This window comes from Sphingomonas arabinosi (assembly GCF_036663715.1).
GTDB lineage: Bacteria > Pseudomonadota > Alphaproteobacteria > Sphingomonadales > Sphingomonadaceae > Sphingomonas.
This window is the reverse complement of the sequence record NZ_JAXOJN010000013.1, coordinates 56,935-72,942: the sequence shown is the minus strand read 5'-3', so window position 1 is coordinate 72,942 and position 16,008 is coordinate 56,935. Positions and strand designations below refer to the sequence as shown.

Sequence of the window (16,008 nt, the reverse complement as noted above, 5' to 3'; positions counted from 1 at the left end):
ATCCACTGACAATGCTCGCGCCATCCATGCCAGCCTCCTGCACCGGCACGCACCTGAATCAGAAAACCGCAGCGACGGGAATCCCCTTATGATTCAGCACGGTGAGAAACCGCTCTAGCGTTGTACGTGCAGTTCCGAGCTGCGGTACAGCGTCCTCGAAAGAGCCCGCAAACAGTTTGGTGAGCTCGGCAACGGCTGACAGGATTTCGGCATGCTGCTGCTTCAGCAGCGCGATCTTGAATTGCACCGGGGCGTCCTCGAGAGTGCGGCACACGAGAATGTCCAGCATGCAAAGTCGGTTGCCCCCGGCCCGAAATTTAGGCTAACCACGTCGTCGAAAATACCGATAAGTGTCTGATTTAACATAATATTTCTTATCGATCCGAACAATCCTCGTGGCTCTGAGTCACGCCAAGGCAGTTCGTAAAGTTACCGCCGTCGTATCCGATGCGGCCTCGATCTCGATCCGGTGAAGCCCAACTCGATCAGGTTGGCAACGCGCGCATCACGTGCCGAAACGCTGGTTTCGCCCAGCACAACGACAACAATACGCCGACCTCTACGCATCGCCGACGCTGCGAGATTGTAGCCGGCGTCGGACGTGTACCCGGTCTTGATGCCGTCGACGCCCGCGACCCGACCGAGCAGATGGTTGTGATTGCCGATGCGGCGCGATCGCCACTGAATCGTACGTCTGCTGAACCGGGCATATTGCCGCGGAAATCGCCTGACGATGGCGCGTGAAAGCCTCGCCATGTCGCTCGCCGTCGTCACGTTCCTGGCGCTGGTCAGCCCAGAGGCGTTTGCAAACCGCGTGTTCCGCATCCCAAGCTGGCGTGCCTTTGCCGTCATCAGTCTGGCAAATTTTGGCTCACTACCAGCAATGCGTTCGGCCACGGCAACGGCCAGGTCGTTCGAAGAGATCGCTGCGATAGCATCCAGCGCTTTGCCGACTGTGATCCTTCCACCTGCGGCTATGCCTAAATGCGTCGCCGGCTGGCGCGCTGCCCGGCGGGAAATCGGCAAAGAGTCACCTGGTCGTAAGCGGCCGTCGGCCAGCGCTTCGAATGCGAGATAGAGCGTCATCAGCTTGGTCAACGACGCGGGTCGTCTCGCTGCGTCGGGCGCCTGTGAAAACAGAACGGTACCCGTTGAGGCATCGACCACAATCTCAGAGACGCGTGATCGGGCATATGCAGCCTGCACAGGCAGGCCGAATGCCAAGTTGGCAACGATAAGACCGATCTGCAAACGCCGTAGAGAATTGAAAAACATGCCGAAGTTGGTATCCTCAATGAGCCTTGAAGATGCCAACTCTGACCTGACTGCTGCCTTAAGCGGCACGCTTCGAAGGGCGCCCCGGAGCGATTGCTACTCGAGGTCACTTTCTGTCACTGTTATCACATTGGCCGTTGGCCGAAGCTCGGCAAGATCGGCGCAGATATCGAGAATCTCGTCGCTGAACCGCTCGAACAGTTCCAGGGCGTCATTGTCTGGTTCGTCGCCGCTCACTTCACGCAACACGGCGTATTTCACAGCAAAGTCGCGGTCGTCGCTATCGATGTCGGCGGTAAACTCGACCTGCTTTTCGCGGTCTTTGTCGACCAGGCTGTCCTGATCAATCGTGAGACGGTTCGCCATGTATCACTGCTTCCTTGGTTGGCAGGCTCCCCTGCCCGAAGGCTACACGGCGTGCAAACTCAACAAAGGCTGATCCCGCGGTACGTCGCGTCCTCAACGATGATTTTGGCCGTTCCCGGCCCGACGATCGTGTTCACCTTCCCCAACGTCGTATCAATCGTGTCCCCTGGAAATACGATCTCGACCACATGGGAATTCGGAATTGGGAGGCCATCCGCGTCGATCACCATCGGCGCCGGTAGCAGTTGAACACGAAAGGTAGGTATGTCGGAATTGGTCATGGTGCCTTCTCCGGCCTAGTGGATCAGTGTCAATGCCCAGGGGCTGCAGCGTAGAAACCGTTCCAGCATGGGCCAAAAGTAAACACAGTCGCGTTAGAAAACTGCGTTTGAAGCCGACAAGTTAATCATGGACTTGGCACATGCCTGCCAGGCTTATAGGCATGCCTGTCTAAATCATCGACGCAATCTCGAAAGTCAGGTTTCATGCAGGTCATCGTCCGCGATAACAACGTCGACCAGGCTCTTCGCGTTCTGAAAAAGAAGCTGCAACGCGAAGGCGTCTATCGAGAGATGAAGCTACGCCGCCATTTTGAGAAACCGTCGGAGAAGCGTGCCCGCGAACACGCAGCGGCCGTCAGCCGAGCGCGCAAGGCCGATCGCAAGCGTGCCGAGAAGGATCAGTAAGCCTCAGGGTTTGTTTAGACCATCACCGTGTGGATGCGTGCTATTTGCTCAAACGAATACGAAAAAGCCGGGCGATTGCTCGCCCGGCCTTTCATTCAAGCAAATGGGTAAGATCAGCGCGGCGGAGTGGTACCGGGCGTTCCCCCTGTCGTAGAGCCCATCGTACCACCGGTCGTGCCGCCCATTGTGCCGCCAGGGTTCGTGCCACTCATTGAACCAGCGGTGCCGTCGGTCGTACCGCCCATCGTGTCCGCACCAGTCGTGCTGCCGGTCGTACCGGACATCGTGCCACCCGTCGTACCTGACGTTGTGCTGCGCGTCTTGCCACGGGCCTTCGTGCCATGCTGCGTGCGTGTCGTTGCGGTCGATCCTGATGTACTCGTTGTCGGATTAGTCTGGTCAATAGAACCAGTCGACGCTCCCCCGTTCATTGTGCCAGTGGCTGAACCACTCATACCGCCGCTTGTCGTGCCACCGGTGGTGCTGCCGGTCGTCTGTGCCATCGCTACACCCGGAATAATCAGGGCTGCAGCTGCTATCGATGTCAGAATCCGCATTTTCTCTCTCCTATATTCTTAGAGAAGAAAGCGATCGCGGTTAAGTATGTTCCCTACGGCCTGAATATAAAGGGTCTTTCGCCCGATTCTATCCCGGGCGCTTAGTATCTGTTGACGACTTACATAACCTGATCGACGGAGATATTATTCTAAACCACGGCGTTTGGTGTGCCGGTCCTGATCGTAATATTCTTCGCCTTCATCGCATCGAAATTTCGCGAACCAGGTCAATTACGAGCGACCCCGTCCAGCAAGGATCGGGCGGAGGGCGTCACGTGGCAAGATTCCGCAGTGAAGTGGACGGTCTTTAATCCTTTACATCTCGGCCAATCCGTTCCTCCGTCTCAAAGCATCAACCCTACTGGATCCCGACTTCGGGAGGCAGCGTCGTAACCACGTTGCCACGCAGCGCGCAGACGACTGCCACGCCGTCCGCTGGGGTTATCATTGCCCATGACGAAGCAGCGCCAGCCTGCTTTCTCGGCTTCCCAGTTCTCGTCGACCGGTCCAGGCGTCAGCAATGACATTAGATCCAGGCGGCGATGCTTCACTGTTGCCGTGACCATGTCAGAGGTCCTCTCGGACCATGATCGTGAGCACACGCCGGGTGATGCTGGCATCGGCGGGATCTTCCGAGCCGTACTCGAACGCAGCGTCATAATAGATCCTATGCAGATCGGTTTCGGCTATTCCGTTGAACCGTCAACTTTCGCGGAGAACGTCTCATGGAGAACCAGTCATCGGATTATTGCGTTCAGACCTCTGTCATTGTCAGCGTCGAACTCAGCAAACGCACTTGGCTTGTGGCATCGCTTACGCCAGGTGCGGCTAAGATCTCGCTGCGTACGATTCCCGCGGGCGACAGCGCAGCCCTACTCGGTCACCTTCGCAATCTCGAAAGCAAGACGGGCGAGCGTATTGGTAAGCCCGCCGCCATTCGCCTATGCTTCGAGATCGGCTATGATGGCTTCTGGCTGGCACGACTGTTGCGGGCAAATGGCATCGATACTTACGTTCTTGATCCTGCCAGCTTCCTTGTATCGCGCCGCGGCAAGCGCGTGAAGACTGACCGCATCGACGCCGAAGCCATGATCGGTATCCTCAAAGCCTATCTCGCAGGTGACAAAAGCGTGTGTCGTGTCGTGGATGTGCCAACGCCGGATGAGGAAGATGCGCGCCGAGTCATGCGCGAGCGTGGCGATCTTGTGCACGAGCGCACCCGGATTATTTCGCGAATTAGGGGACTACTGGCCTTACAAGGCATCCAGTCGGTCAAAGCGATCAGCGGCGGTGACTGGTCAAAGCAACTCGACGATATGCGTACCGGCGATGGACGGCTGCTGCCGCCAAACCTTCGTCGCCAGATTGAGCGGTGCTTCGGTCGCCTCGAGCTGCTCAATGAACAGATCAAAAGCATTGAACGCGACCGCGCCGATGTGGTTCTGGACGAAGCCTCGACGTTTCCGTGCCGCGAAAAAGCGATCCGTCTCGAGCAACTCAAGGGCATCGGTGCCAACAGCGCAGTGATGCTTGTTGCCGAGGTGTTTTGCCGCAAGTTTGAAAGCCGACGACACGTCGCTGCTTTTCTTGGGCTGGCCCCCGCGCCCTACGCGAGTGGAGACGTCTCACGCGATCAGGGCATTAGCAAGGCTGGCAACCACGGAACGCGCGTTCTGATGGTGGAGCTTGCGTGGTGTTGGCTACGATATCAGCCAAGCAGCGAGTTGGCGGTTTGGTATCGCAACCGCTTCAAGGGAAACGGCGGGCGCGCGGCCAAGGTCGGGATTGTGGCGCTCGCCCGAAAATTGCTAATCGCGCTTTGGCGCTTCGTGGAAACCGGACTGGTCCCGCAGGGCGCCGAGCTCCGCGCCGTCTGATGCCTATGTTGCAACAGGCTCAATAAGGCGACGCGGGTTGGTGCGATGCGTGACCGGGAAGATTGATGGCGCCTAGAAACGCCCAGTAGTAGTTTGGTCCGCATCCGCCTTTGCTCGATCCGAGGATGTGAATACGGATTATGGTACGCGGCTTCGGCCTCGACCGGATACAAGTCTATGCACGGATTGTGCATCAGCTGACCTCGGAACGATCGAAGCCAATCGATGGGATCTGAATACGGCGGCAATGGAGCCGGAAGCCTCACGGGAAAGGATACACAGAATGTGTTCTTGACAACCGTTTCCTCATACAAGTCGATCTTGAAGTAGACCGTTGTCCCCTCGATCTCGAAGTTGCCCCGGTCCCGTTCGGCCGCATCCGCATCGGCGAACACATAGTGGCGGATGGCGGCGTAAAGTCTTGCTTGAACGACGATCTCCATGGCGCCGTTACCGGAAGCGAAGGTGCCAAGGCAGGTCCTCGTCACCATGATCCGAGCGGTACGGTCGAGGCCTTGGCGACAACGGTCATTGAGACGGGCGATGGACGCCAGAAGCGCTTCGGCGCTCGCCAGCGATCCGTTGAGCAGCCGGCCATCCTTGCCAGTGGCTTCGGGCGCGGCGCTGGTGGCGATCGTGGCAGGGAGCATGGCGGTGTCCTCAGGCTCGGCGGGGCCATTCCCCGCATCTGCCTGTCACCTCCCCTCCCTCCTTGAGCCTTGGGCCCACCCGATCGGCCACGGAGAAAGGTCGATGTCGCTCAGGCGTGGCGACTTTCGTCTGACGCAAAGACGGACCAGAGGTGAGCCTCTGCATCGATGAGGTGGTCGAAGCTCTGGCTGGTGTTGCTGACGTTGACGATCCAGCGGGTCCCATGTGCCTGGACAAAGCCGACCAAGTAGACCCGGCCCGCGCTATCCGAAGGTGGGATCGTTGCCAGATCGTGCCCCGCAGCGGTCAAGCTCTGCACATCGCGGCCCGTGACACGCCAATCGTCGAACCTGCTCCCCTCCCTGGAGGCCGTCAGATAATAGCGGGTTGCGACCGACCAGGCCGCGTTGACGTGGTGTAGGTCAGTGCCAAGGGCATCAGCATCGCCATTGGCGACGATCGCCGGCGAGCGCGTAGCTTGCCACGCCGCTAGCATGACCATGTTAGCGTCGAGGAAATCATGCGAAGCGCAGACGCCGGCCTCGATCGTCCGATTTTCCACTCGCATCTCGCGCCATTCGGCGGGATCTAGCTGCTCTGCGAGGAGGTGAGCAAACGCGCAGGCAAGCGTCTCAATCGCGATATGGCCAAGGGCTTCGGCATAGTCATCGCCTTCGTAGATGACTGTCAGTTCACCGATCGCGTCACGCCGGCTGAAGGTGAACCTCGCGGCCTCGGCAAATTCGCGCATCGCCGGTAGTTCGTAGTCGACCCAGATCTGTGCGGCCTCGCCCATCGGACCAACGCACGGTCCAAAGCTCGGCGCCGTTTCGTGACGCCAGCTCATCTCCGACCATTCAGACGGGATCGGCACCATCGTATCGACTGGATAGTCAGGAAAGAACTCTGGCCATGTCGGCATTGCCTCTTGGGTGGCGAAACCGTTGGACAGACATACCAGACCATCGGCGGTGCCAATCCGTCGATATGCCTCGATCGTGTCGGCATCCCCATCGGCGCCGGCAATCAACTCGGTCAGCACGTAAGGCCATGCCGATACCGGTACACGGACGTTGAGGAAGCCGTTCCAGGTCGTATCATCGGTGAAGCCGGGGAACGTTGCCCCCTCCCCAAACGACCACGCGATCGAGCGCATACCGTTGTGCTGCCGCGTATTGTCCAAGGCCTCGGGGCCGACGTCGAGGTGCGTCAACGCCCGTGCGAACGCGGACTGGTGCTGAAACCGACCCAGCGCCGACAGGAAGTCGACATAGGCAGACCGTGCCTCTTCAGTCTGAAACTCGTGATCGGTTGCGTCACGAGCAGAGAGATACTCGCGAGCAAGCGTTACCGGGTCGGTTCGGATCGTCTCGGCAAGAGTAGCGATGTAGCGGATGCGCATGGGGAAGGATCCTGTCCGGTCTATTCCGGTCTCCCCCCAACCCTTCTCCTCTCCTGTGCCGTTTTAGCTGTTTAGCAGGGAACGTCGCCCCTCCATGACCGGCTGATGACTGGTCAAGATTTCGCCCTAAGCGCTCTGACCTTCGCGAATTAGACCCGGCTCTGAAAAGGCTAGCACGCACCGCACTTACCCGCCGTTACCAGGGTGCCGCCCTCTCAGCCGCAGGCATCCATCAGGCGGGTGGCGCCGCCAAAGGCACGTAGGGCTGCGGCCATCTCGCGGCGGATATTCGTCTTGTTGAAGACGATGATCTCGGGAGCAAGACGATCACCGGTGGAGGTCGCGTAGCCCACGGCAGGCACACCGTCTTCGGCCTCGATGCGGATTAGGTGGCCACGCCGGGGCGCCGGGCCGACATGGCGAGCAGTAAACTCGCCGAGCTTACCAGTCAGGCCTTTGATGGCCTTGCCCCAGCGGATATGGCCAGCGCCGAGATTGTCCGTGCCGTCGTAGCCCCGGTCGAGCCAGCAGCGCAGATGGGAGCGCTGTTGCAAGAGCGAATTGCGCGATCGCTCCATGTTCGCGCACAAGGGCAAAGCGCTGGCGAAGGCGTCGACGATGCGAAGGTAGTCACCCTGTACCGCGATCAGGATGTCATCGATCTCGCGTCCGCGGAGGATGGCACGCAGCGCATCACCATTGCGAGGATCCGCAATGATCTCGTCTGCGCGAATTGCGGAAATAGGAGCCTTCATCTCGGTCGGGCGGTCGTTCACGACGAAGCCAGCATGGCGATCGATCGTGACGATAGTCATGGCCTCGGTCCCGTGTCTGCCACGGACCTCGTCGATCAGTCGCAGACCAGATACCCGCATCAATCCCGGCGTCACTTCCTCGATCGTGGCATCGGCGACAATGAGTAAACGGCGCGCCCAACGCGTTGGGCGGGCATGGTCGTTCGGCTTCGGCCAGCTGCTCGGAGCCGGTCGAGCGACCTGAGGCAGTGCCTCAGTTTGGCGTAGATTGTCCTTGCGCATGGCGGCGAGATTGCTGCGCCGTGCGGCGTCGAAGAGGTCGCCCTGATCGCCGCCACCATCGGCGAAGCCCCGGTCGTAGGCCTCCCGCTTGGCCTCTTGCCGGCGCGTGCCATCGGCGCAGAAGCGATGCTCCCAACCGGCCTCGGCCGCGGTCCAGCCGCTCGCATAGGCAACCGCGAGATCCCAATCGTAGCCGTGGAGATCCCGGCCACGCAGGATAGCAATCTCGCTATCAGTGATCGTCCCGTCCTGAGCACGCGATGCCATGAGGGCGAAGTTGCGGTTCTGCCGATCGGCTTCCGTCTTCGCGGCGATCGCGTCGTTCACGGGCTTCATAGCGGCGATCCGTTCGCGCCCTCGCGCCATTCGGTCAACCAGTGGCGCCGTCGGCGGGAGGTCCGGGTAGGATCGCCAGATTCGGGCGAGCTCGGTCGCCTGCTCGACCGACCGGCCACGCGTCAGCCAGCAGCGCATGTCGGTGGAATCGAAGTGGTCCACGGCCCCACCAGCATGCGGAGACCGGACAGCGGGAAACGCGCCCGCCGAGATGATCTCGGCGGGCTGCGACTGCAGCATCAGCATTGGCTCAATCCTTCAGAGGATAGGCGGGATTACGCGGCGGTGAAACGCTGGTGCGCCGTGTCAGCCTGTTGTGGGAAGGCCGCGGCTAGATGGCCGTGAAGGATCGCGAAGTCAGCGATCGGGAACGTCCCGTCAGCGTTTGGCCGTGTCGTCAGGAGGGCACCGATTACCAGCTCGGTATGGTCCGAGCGCTCGATTTTCGCGACTTTGCCGGTGTAGGTTACGGGCGCCGTGAAGCCCGCCTCAATCCAGGAGCCGAGCCCCTCCTCTACGGCCTCGGCATAGGCCCCGACTGCCTCTCCGTCTTCGTCCTTAACCTTCAGGGCGAGCGTCCGATAGATACCGAAGTCATGCCGGTTGGTGTGGACGATCAGCTTGCATCCTGCCGGTGGCATGCCGTGGCGCGCGATCATCGCCAGTTTGTAGGCCATCACCTCGTGCGTATTGGCCGTCTCGAAGTCGACGGTTTGCCCGAGTTGGGCGCATTCCTCATTGGCAGGCGCGCCGCCAATATCGATGATGTGGGACATGGAGGTTCTCCTTCGATCCACCTGGATCAAAAGTCTCCCATCCCCCTCCCTCCCCCGTCGCGGAGCGGGTGCTCAGGACCGATAAAGGAATGGGCGCACCGCACGTTGCGCTGGTCCGTCGGTCGATCCCAGCGTCTTCAGACGATCGGTCTCAAGCATGGCCCCGAGGTCATCCGGCAGGCTGGCATAACGCGCTGCGATCTCGATCGCCGAAGACGCGGTCCGTAACTCGTCGGGTTCAGTGCCCTGCCATTCGACCATGTCATCCTCGCCTTTCATAGTCGGGTGAGGACGCAGGACATGGACGAAAAACGTTGCAAGCGGTCGATCCCAACCGATTGCGACAGTGGTGCCGGCGTTGCCGGTGAAAGTATGACGGCTCATCAATTGATCCCCCAGTCGGTCAGGAAGCGAGCGTGATCCAGTCAAGCTGCCACGGGTGCGGACGCGGCGTAAAGCGGAGCACACCGGGGAGTGGTCCGGCGTCATCCGCCAACCGGTCGACCAGCCAGTCGATGTAGAGAATGGCATCGGCCATATCCCCCTCGAGCAGATCATCGAGCATCGACGACTGGTATGCGTGCTCGTCGCTCATCATCAGCCAATCGAGGGCGTCGAGGAAGCGTTCGCGGTGCTCGATAAAGCGGGCAAGATTGGCGGCGTCGGCCCGGGCAACGGCAAGCGCGTGCAAGATTTCCATCGTGGTGGCCCTTCAGGCGGCGAGCGGGATGGGAAGGTCGGCCGGCGTGGCGACACGCTTCAAGCCAAGCTCACGGCACAGCCGGTCTGCGAACCGATCAGGCTTCAGGAGGTCCCGGATCGAGGTGAACCGATTTGGCTGCTGGTGGCCCTCCGACACGGCGCGATAGGACACTTCGCGCCCTTCGTGCCGACCCCCAATCTGCACCATGACCGCCACGTTGATCGCGGCGAGCATGACGTTACCCGACTGGTCGGGGGTGCCCTCGAAATTGCACACCGTGTAGGTTTCCGGAGCAAGGCCAAGTGCTGTTGCCAGCTGCAGCATCGCCGCGCGGCCATCTTCGTGGAACCGGTTCTTGGCAGCAACGTCATATTCGACGCCTCTGATCGCCAGCGCCAACAAGGTCGGGAAGCGCTGCAGCTCCTCCAGCCGGCGATGGCAGGCGGCACGGAGGACCTCAGCGTCTGCGTGATTGCTCGATACCGTCGCCATGTGGCGCGTCAGCAACGCCACGGCAGGGTCGCTGTCGGGGCTCACTCCGGCGTTGCGACAATCGTCCAGGGCCTTGCCGATCGCATGTAGCGTGGCGGTGACGGAAGTGAGGGCGCTTGGGTCCAGCGCTTGTTGGTGGCGGAAAGGCACATCGTAAATCATCGACGCATGCTCCAAATGAGGTCCGCACGCCTTTTCTGGCGCGCGCCCCTCACCCCCCTCTCTCCTCCGCATCGCCGGGGTCGCGCTCGTGTCGTCTGCCCCTCGAAGCTGGGCGCTTGGCATGGCTGGGCAGAAAGATATTGCCGGTTTTCGGAAACATCTTTCCGGCCGTCAGGCGGCCAAGCACACCTCCGGCGCAGTATCCGGAGGGCATGATCGAGCTTGGCGTGGTTGCGTCACGCAACCATCGCTAGCGTCATGGCAGCAGCTCGACACCGAGAGCGGCAAACGTGTTGACCGGGCGGGTACTGTCGTAGCGCACGGCATCGCACAGGCCGGTGAAGTCCGGTCCCTCATATCTGGCAAAGCCGAGATGATCGCATCCCGCGATGCGCTGCCCTGTGACGCCGACTTTGCCCTTTGGCACCCAATCCGCCCAATCTCCCGATGCGGACCGCACGCCGATTTCGCCGATCGCCGCTTTTAGGACTTCAACCTTTTTAAGGACGTAACTGTCGCTCGGCGTGATGACCTCGCCGGTGAACGCACCGTACCGGGAGGGGTGCCAGTGGCGCGCAGTCTGATGGGCCAGGTCACGCTCGATGTCAAAATTCTGGTCCTTCACCTTGGCGAACTCGGCCTCGAAGCCGATGACGACCAGCGACCAGTTTACGTCCTGCTCGTAGTAGATGCTGTCGAGGCGAAGGGCCTCCGGCATTGCCGCCTGACGCTCATCCGACAGGACAAATCCTCCGTGGGAGGGCGTCGTGACCCACCAGACCCCTGGCAGGCGCTGGGTTGCCATATCCGGCGTATCCCAAAGCGTGTGCACGGGCGCGGGCGTGGAGGCGAAATCGGGCATGGTCTTCTCCTAGATCGATGCCCGTTCTCTCCCCCCTCTTCTCCCATTTTCTAGCGGGTCCCTCTGCCCCGGGGGCTGCTTTCGCAGGAGAGGCGCTCGCCGCGGCGCCATTTGTTCGGATCGGTGAAATAGCCGGCATGGACGCCGGCATGGTTGGCCTCGGCGCGTTCATAAGCAGCGACATAGCGCTCTGCCCGCTCTGGATCGTTTTTGAGATAACTGGTCGCAGGGACGGCAAGGCCGGCTGCGATCATGCTTTCTCCGAGATCCTGGCCGGCGATTTCCACCGTTCCGATCGGCCGCCCGTAACTCTGCTTGCCGGTCAACCGGATGGTGCTGGTCCCGGACTTCAGGAGCTTCGAGGCATAATCCTGCGCGGCCTTTCCGCACGGCCAGCAGCCATCCGAGTTGCGGCATAATTGCCGTTTCTCGAAGGCGTCCGCACCGAAAAGGCGAACGTCGAAGGAGACTGTATCCCCATCGATGGCCCGGCCGTCGGCGCGAATTGCAGACTGATCATCGGCCTTGAGTGCGGTTTGCCCGCAGGCCGCAACAAGGAGGGCGAGGCCAAGGATCATGCGCATGCACGCGAGTCCTCGATCGAGAGCAAAAACGCGTCAACGATCCGCCACGGCTGCAACGGTTCGTCAGTGGCAATCACTGCAGGCTCCAACCCGTCCTGCCGCATCCAGGCTGCGACGCGAACGGCATTAGACCGACTGCACAATATGCGGCGCAACGGCGAGAGAGGGGTGTCATCAGACATGGGCAATTCCATCATGCTGCTTTTGCAGAGGGGAGCGACGGTGCGAAGACCGTGCGGTGGATCCTGGTCTCCGGCACGACAGACCAGGACAAGTCGCGGAAATGCGATATTCGATAGTGTCCGTGTCCCTCGCTGCTGCGGAACGTGATCTTTTCACCCCGCTTCACGACGATAAACTCGGTGCCGCTATGCCCATCGCTAAACTTGATCGCGCGTGGAAACCTGATCCGCATGCCGTCCTCCACCTTGCGGGCGTGGAGGCGCAACCGAGCGAGGCAGCGACGCCGCCAGTCGAGCGCGCTTTCCTTAGCGGTCGGCGACAAGAGACGCAGGATCCGGGCAGGGCATCCGGCCTCGCAGGGTCCCATCGATTCCTCCATGTCCTTGTACGCGAATGAATATCCGTCCTTGGCCTTGGGATTCCAGCGGACAAGGCACACCAGCGCAATCACATATTGCACATCGCCGTCAGCGATGATCTCAGTCGCTGCGTACCAGACGCGGTTTCCTACGAATGCGCTGTCGATGACGCGCATGCCGTGCGTGCCGCCACCATCGTACGTGCGACTGTAGGTGAACTGCGCGTCGAGATAGGCCTTGGGCGTGGCATGTCCGCCCATGCCTGCGCTGGTCATTGAGAGCCAACCCATGTCGTATCCTCCGATTTTGGTGGGTCATGCGGCGAACCGCGTCGCGGCGGTGTCGACCGCTTCGGTTGAGAAAGCGCGCAGGTACGAAAAGGCTTGTTCGGCCTTGGTCGCGGCGAGGAAAATCGCGGTCTTGTCGGCACGGAGCAGTCCGAGCCAGCTGGCGAGATAGGAGGCGTGGCTGTCGTGGATTTCGGTTGCGAGGCCGAGATCGCCACAGACCATTGCAGAGCCGAGTTCCGCGACGAGCTCTTCGACGCCGTAAGCCTTGTCACCAAAGCGCTTGCCGAAGGTGCGATCGAGCCTGGAGTGATGCCCAGTCCAGTGACAGCTTTCGTGCGCTAAAATCGAGGCATAGGCGTCGGCCGATCGGAAGCTGCCGGGCCGCGGCATCTGGATGTAGTCGAAGGTTGGGTCAAAAAAGGCCCGGTCGCCGCCATGTCGGACCTTTGACGGCACAGCCGCGAAGAACGCATCGATCCGGTCCTGTCGGTCCGACAGAAGCCGCGGGGTCGGGGGCACTTGAACGGGGTAGTAATAGTCCGGCAGCCCGGTGATCTCGTCGGCGTTGTAGACGACGTAGGACCGTAGGAACCGGATCATCCGGTCGGCCGACATGCCGAGCAAGCTGGGGACGCCAGCCTTGCGGAACGTCGAAGCGTAGACGGAGAAGGATGGACGTGCGTCGCGGCGTACTTCCCCGCCAAGCGCACGCGCCTGGCGAGCGGTCATCCAGTACCGGCTTTGATAGCCATAGGTGTTGGCGGTAGCCCACAACCACAGCGCGTTGATGCCGTTATAAGCGACGCCTTCGTGGCGAAGCGGCCTGCCGCTCTCGCCGATGATCGACCACGGGCGCTGCCAGGGCGTGGCGCCCGCCTCGAGCTTAGCAATGATGGTGGCAGTGATGGCGGCCGCGATATCGCGGGTTGCAGCGGTCATAGCGCTGTCCTCTTCGGCCAGGTGAAACGACACTGCCGGCACCGCGAGGTAGCGCGGGCCGGCAGTGAGGGTGCTCAGGACGTGATGGCCGAGTGGGCTATTCGGCCGCGACGATCTCTTCCGTCACGGCGTCGTCGTTGTGATGTTCCAGCTGGCCCGCGCCGACGTCGCCGTCCTGCTGGTCGCTGCCATCGTCCGGACCGTCACCGATCAACGTAGCCAGATCGTCTCCGCCGGTTAGGCCGTCGTCGGCATCGGGATCGGTCTGGTCGTCATCCCCGTCGATCAGGTCGGCAAGATTGCCCTGCTGCTCGTCAGTTTTCGCGGCCTCGGCCTCGGTCACCGGGTTGGTGAAGCACATCGCAGTCGGTAGCCACTTTAGTGCAGCTTCCTTGATTTCGGGCTCGACGATCGCGTCACCACCGAACAGCTTCTGGCACGATGCCGAGACTTCCGGCTTCTTCTCGGTCGCATGGCGGCTCGACAGGGCAGGTCCGCCAACCTCGTGGAGCAGCGAGATCAGCGAGCCCTTGGACACACGGTCGAAGAAGTTTTCCGAGGTCGGCCGCCACCAGCTGGCAACGTCGATATCGAGAATGTTCGCGAGACGGCCATGGAGCGGGTTCTGCCGGTTTGAGCCGTAGGCGATCTTGGCCTCCAGCGAGGTCGCGACGATGTAGGCCAGCCACGCCGACTTCACCTCGTCGCCGAGCGCCCGGAACGCCTCGAACCGCAAGACTTGGTTACTGGACTCCATCCACGATGCATCGAGTCCGTCATGCACTTCGGTCAGATGGTCGCGGGCGCGTGATGCCGGCATGTTGTTCGACAGGATGGGATCTTGCGGCCGGTCGGCCCGGATCGTCGTACCGTCGTTGGAGGAGGCCCGGCGCCCGTCGACCATTGCGAACAGCATGTAGTCCAGTGCCAGCCCCGGACTGGCGATCAACGCAGCACCGAGAACGTCGCGCCGTTGCATGGCCAATTGGTCGCTGAGAACCTGGCTGAGTGCCTTGCCACCCGGCGCCGCGTTGTCCGGGTCGACGACCTTGTCGGTATTCCCCGTGGTCGGCGTAGTTGCGCCCTCCTCGATGCGGAACGTTGGCACCTGCGTGGCGCGATCAGAGGCGGCATCGCCATCATCGCTTTCGTCATTGGCTTGCCCGCCTTCAACGTCCCTGTCGACCGGCTCCGGTTCAACCACCGTCACCCGGATCGGCGTCTCGCTGTAATAGGTCTCGTCCAGGACCATCGTGCCCGACTGCGACAACGTCAGAAAGGCACCCACGCGAGGGGCGAGTTCGGGCGGAAGGAACGACGGGCGGCGATCGAGCGCTTCGAGTTCCTCGGCGAGACGATCGTTCTCGGTTTCCAGCGCCGTGAAGGCCTCGTCCGACAGCTCGTCGTTCTGCATCTCGTCGTGTAAATCGGCCATGCGCTTCTCGATCTGCTCGGCGCGTTCGGCCTCGGCCGTCGTCATCGGCTGCTCCGGCAGACTGATCCTGTGCAGGTCGCGCGCGGCGTCCCAGGTGCTGTGACCCGCGATCGGCCGGATCCACGCGAGCCCACGCTCCTCACCGATCCGTGCGGCTTCGGCTTCCATCATTGCTGCCGCCAGCGTGCGAGCAAGGTCAGGCTGCAACCAGCGTTCGCCGGCGTTGCTGAACAGGTCGCGGTCGACGACGCCGCCTGCGGCCTCATAGGCTTCGACCCCGACCAGCAGCGCAACCGGATCGTTGGCGCGCATCATATCGGTCGCAATTACCCGGCGGATGGCGTCGGCGTTGTAGTGTGTCATCGAACCATAGGTCGACCAAACGCGAAGCTGTGCTTCATGGCTGCCGGTCGAGGCGTAGGCCTTGGCCATGTCGAGGGTGAGATCACCGCTAGCCAGCTTGGCAAAGATCGGCTCGGCCAGGTCAGCCAGGCGCAGACGACCCTCGATGAAGCGGCGCGTCACGCCGAACCGCTTGGCGACACCATCGATGTCCGTGCTGCCGTTGAGGAAATGCTGGAAGGCGCGGCATTCCTCGGCGGGACTGAGCTTCATGTGCTGGAAACTGACCGCGAGCGATGTTTCGGTCAGTTCGGCATCGTCGCCCTTCATGATCCGCACCGGTACATCGTACTTGTCCGGATCAATCACGCCGCGCTCTACGAGCAGGTTCAGCGCACGCCAGCGCCGACCGCCATCGAACACCTCGAACATGCCGCGTGGCCGCGAGACAGGCGTAACGAGCAGGTTCTGCAGGACGCCGCGCGCTTCGAGATCGGCTGCGAACGGCTCGATCTGCAGCGTCTCATCGGGAGCAGTGCGAACGTTGCTGGCGGAGAGGCGAAGCTTCGAGAGTTTGACGGACTGGATCATGGGAAATCACCCTTCGTTTTCTTGAGTATCCGATACTTTCGGACACCATTCCCCTTCCCCCTTCCCTCTCCTTTTCGTTTTGGATGCCTAGGTACGGCCCAAT

General features: G+C 61.4%; 18 protein-coding genes and 1 pseudogene. 2 read left to right on the top strand and 17 right to left on the bottom strand.

Going from position 1 to position 16,008, the window contains the following annotated elements:
• Positions 1-58: 58 nt before the first annotated feature.
• The 4 genes from U1708_RS17325 to U1708_RS17310 form a co-directional block, all read right to left on the bottom strand.
• Positions 59-289: a hypothetical protein gene (locus tag U1708_RS17325; RefSeq protein ID WP_332747275.1), complete on the bottom strand. Its 231-nt coding sequence runs from the start codon at positions 287-289 to the stop codon at positions 59-61.
• A 140-nt stretch (positions 290-429) separates the two neighbouring features.
• Positions 430-1,275 carry a D-alanyl-D-alanine carboxypeptidase family protein gene (locus tag U1708_RS17320; RefSeq protein ID WP_332747273.1) on the bottom strand — a complete coding sequence of 282 codons (846 nt, stop codon included), beginning with the start codon at positions 1,273-1,275 and terminating at the stop codon, positions 430-432.
• A 96-nt stretch (positions 1,276-1,371) separates the two neighbouring features.
• Positions 1,372-1,641 carry a DUF1488 family protein gene (locus U1708_RS17315; protein ID WP_332747270.1) on the bottom strand — a complete coding sequence of 90 codons (270 nt, stop codon included), beginning with the start codon at positions 1,639-1,641 and terminating at the stop codon, positions 1,372-1,374.
• 59 nt (positions 1,642-1,700) lie between these two features.
• Entirely contained in the window at positions 1,701-1,922 is a 222-nt protein-coding gene (locus tag U1708_RS17310) for a hypothetical protein (RefSeq protein ID WP_332747267.1), read from the bottom strand.
• Positions 1,923-2,126: 204 nt separating this feature from the next.
• On the opposite strand from U1708_RS17310, the gene rpsU reads away from it, so the two are divergent.
• The gene (rpsU, locus tag U1708_RS17305; RefSeq protein ID WP_056483632.1) at positions 2,127-2,327 is read left to right on the top strand and encodes a 30S ribosomal protein S21; all 201 of its coding nucleotides are present in this window, start codon (positions 2,127-2,129) and stop codon (positions 2,325-2,327) included.
• Between the two features lie 113 nt (positions 2,328-2,440).
• Here rpsU and U1708_RS17300 read toward each other — a convergent pair whose 3' ends face one another.
• Both U1708_RS17300 and U1708_RS17295 read right to left on the bottom strand, forming a co-directional pair.
• A complete protein-coding gene (locus tag U1708_RS17300) occupies positions 2,441-2,611 on the bottom strand; it encodes a hypothetical protein (RefSeq protein ID WP_332747259.1) in 171 nt (56 codons plus the stop codon).
• Between the two features lie 840 nt (positions 2,612-3,451).
• Positions 3,452-3,547, bottom strand: a pseudogene (locus U1708_RS17295) (DUF3768 domain-containing protein); the annotation flags it as partial.
• A gap of 62 nt (positions 3,548-3,609) precedes the next feature.
• On the opposite strand from U1708_RS17295, the gene U1708_RS17290 reads away from it, so the two are divergent.
• Positions 3,610-4,761, top strand: coding sequence for an IS110 family RNA-guided transposase (locus tag U1708_RS17290; protein ID WP_011950467.1), 1,152 nt, complete (start codon positions 3,610-3,612; stop codon positions 4,759-4,761).
• Positions 4,762-5,521: 760 nt separating this feature from the next.
• Here U1708_RS17290 and U1708_RS17285 read toward each other — a convergent pair.
• From U1708_RS17285 to U1708_RS17235, 11 genes are all read right to left on the bottom strand, one after another.
• Entirely contained in the window at positions 5,522-6,814 is a 1,293-nt protein-coding gene (locus U1708_RS17285) for a hypothetical protein (protein WP_332747255.1), read from the bottom strand.
• A 215-nt stretch (positions 6,815-7,029) separates the two neighbouring features.
• Positions 7,030-8,433 (bottom strand): hypothetical protein, encoded by a 1,404-nt coding sequence (locus tag U1708_RS17280; RefSeq protein WP_332747253.1) that lies wholly within the window; start codon positions 8,431-8,433, stop codon positions 7,030-7,032.
• Positions 8,434-8,462: 29 nt separating this feature from the next.
• Positions 8,463-8,963, bottom strand: a complete 501-nt coding sequence (locus U1708_RS17275) for a hypothetical protein (protein ID WP_332747251.1) — start codon at positions 8,961-8,963, stop codon at positions 8,463-8,465.
• Between the two features lie 72 nt (positions 8,964-9,035).
• Positions 9,036-9,347, bottom strand: a complete 312-nt coding sequence (locus tag U1708_RS17270) for a hypothetical protein (RefSeq protein ID WP_332747249.1) — start codon at positions 9,345-9,347, stop codon at positions 9,036-9,038.
• 19 nt (positions 9,348-9,366) lie between these two features.
• Positions 9,367-9,663 (bottom strand): hypothetical protein, encoded by a 297-nt coding sequence (locus U1708_RS17265; protein ID WP_332747247.1) that lies wholly within the window; start codon positions 9,661-9,663, stop codon positions 9,367-9,369.
• 12 nt (positions 9,664-9,675) lie between these two features.
• Positions 9,676-10,203 (bottom strand): hypothetical protein, encoded by a 528-nt coding sequence (locus U1708_RS17260; RefSeq protein WP_332747245.1) that lies wholly within the window; start codon positions 10,201-10,203, stop codon positions 9,676-9,678.
• Between the two features lie 373 nt (positions 10,204-10,576).
• Entirely contained in the window at positions 10,577-11,182 is a 606-nt protein-coding gene (locus tag U1708_RS17255) for a DUF7007 domain-containing protein (protein WP_332747243.1), read from the bottom strand.
• A 50-nt stretch (positions 11,183-11,232) separates the two neighbouring features.
• A complete protein-coding gene (locus U1708_RS17250) occupies positions 11,233-11,766 on the bottom strand; it encodes a thermonuclease family protein (RefSeq protein WP_332747240.1) in 534 nt (177 codons plus the stop codon).
• Positions 11,767-11,959: 193 nt separating this feature from the next.
• The gene (locus U1708_RS17245) at positions 11,960-12,598 is read right to left on the bottom strand and encodes a DUF6927 domain-containing protein (RefSeq protein ID WP_332747238.1); all 639 of its coding nucleotides are present in this window, start codon (positions 12,596-12,598) and stop codon (positions 11,960-11,962) included.
• Positions 12,599-12,622: 24 nt separating this feature from the next.
• Positions 12,623-13,537 (bottom strand): ArdC family protein, encoded by a 915-nt coding sequence (locus U1708_RS17240; RefSeq protein ID WP_332747236.1) that lies wholly within the window; start codon positions 13,535-13,537, stop codon positions 12,623-12,625.
• Between the two features lie 97 nt (positions 13,538-13,634).
• Positions 13,635-15,905, bottom strand: coding sequence for a ParB/RepB/Spo0J family partition protein (locus U1708_RS17235; RefSeq protein WP_332747234.1), 2,271 nt, complete (start codon positions 15,903-15,905; stop codon positions 13,635-13,637).
• Positions 15,906-16,008: the final 103 nt, after the last annotated feature.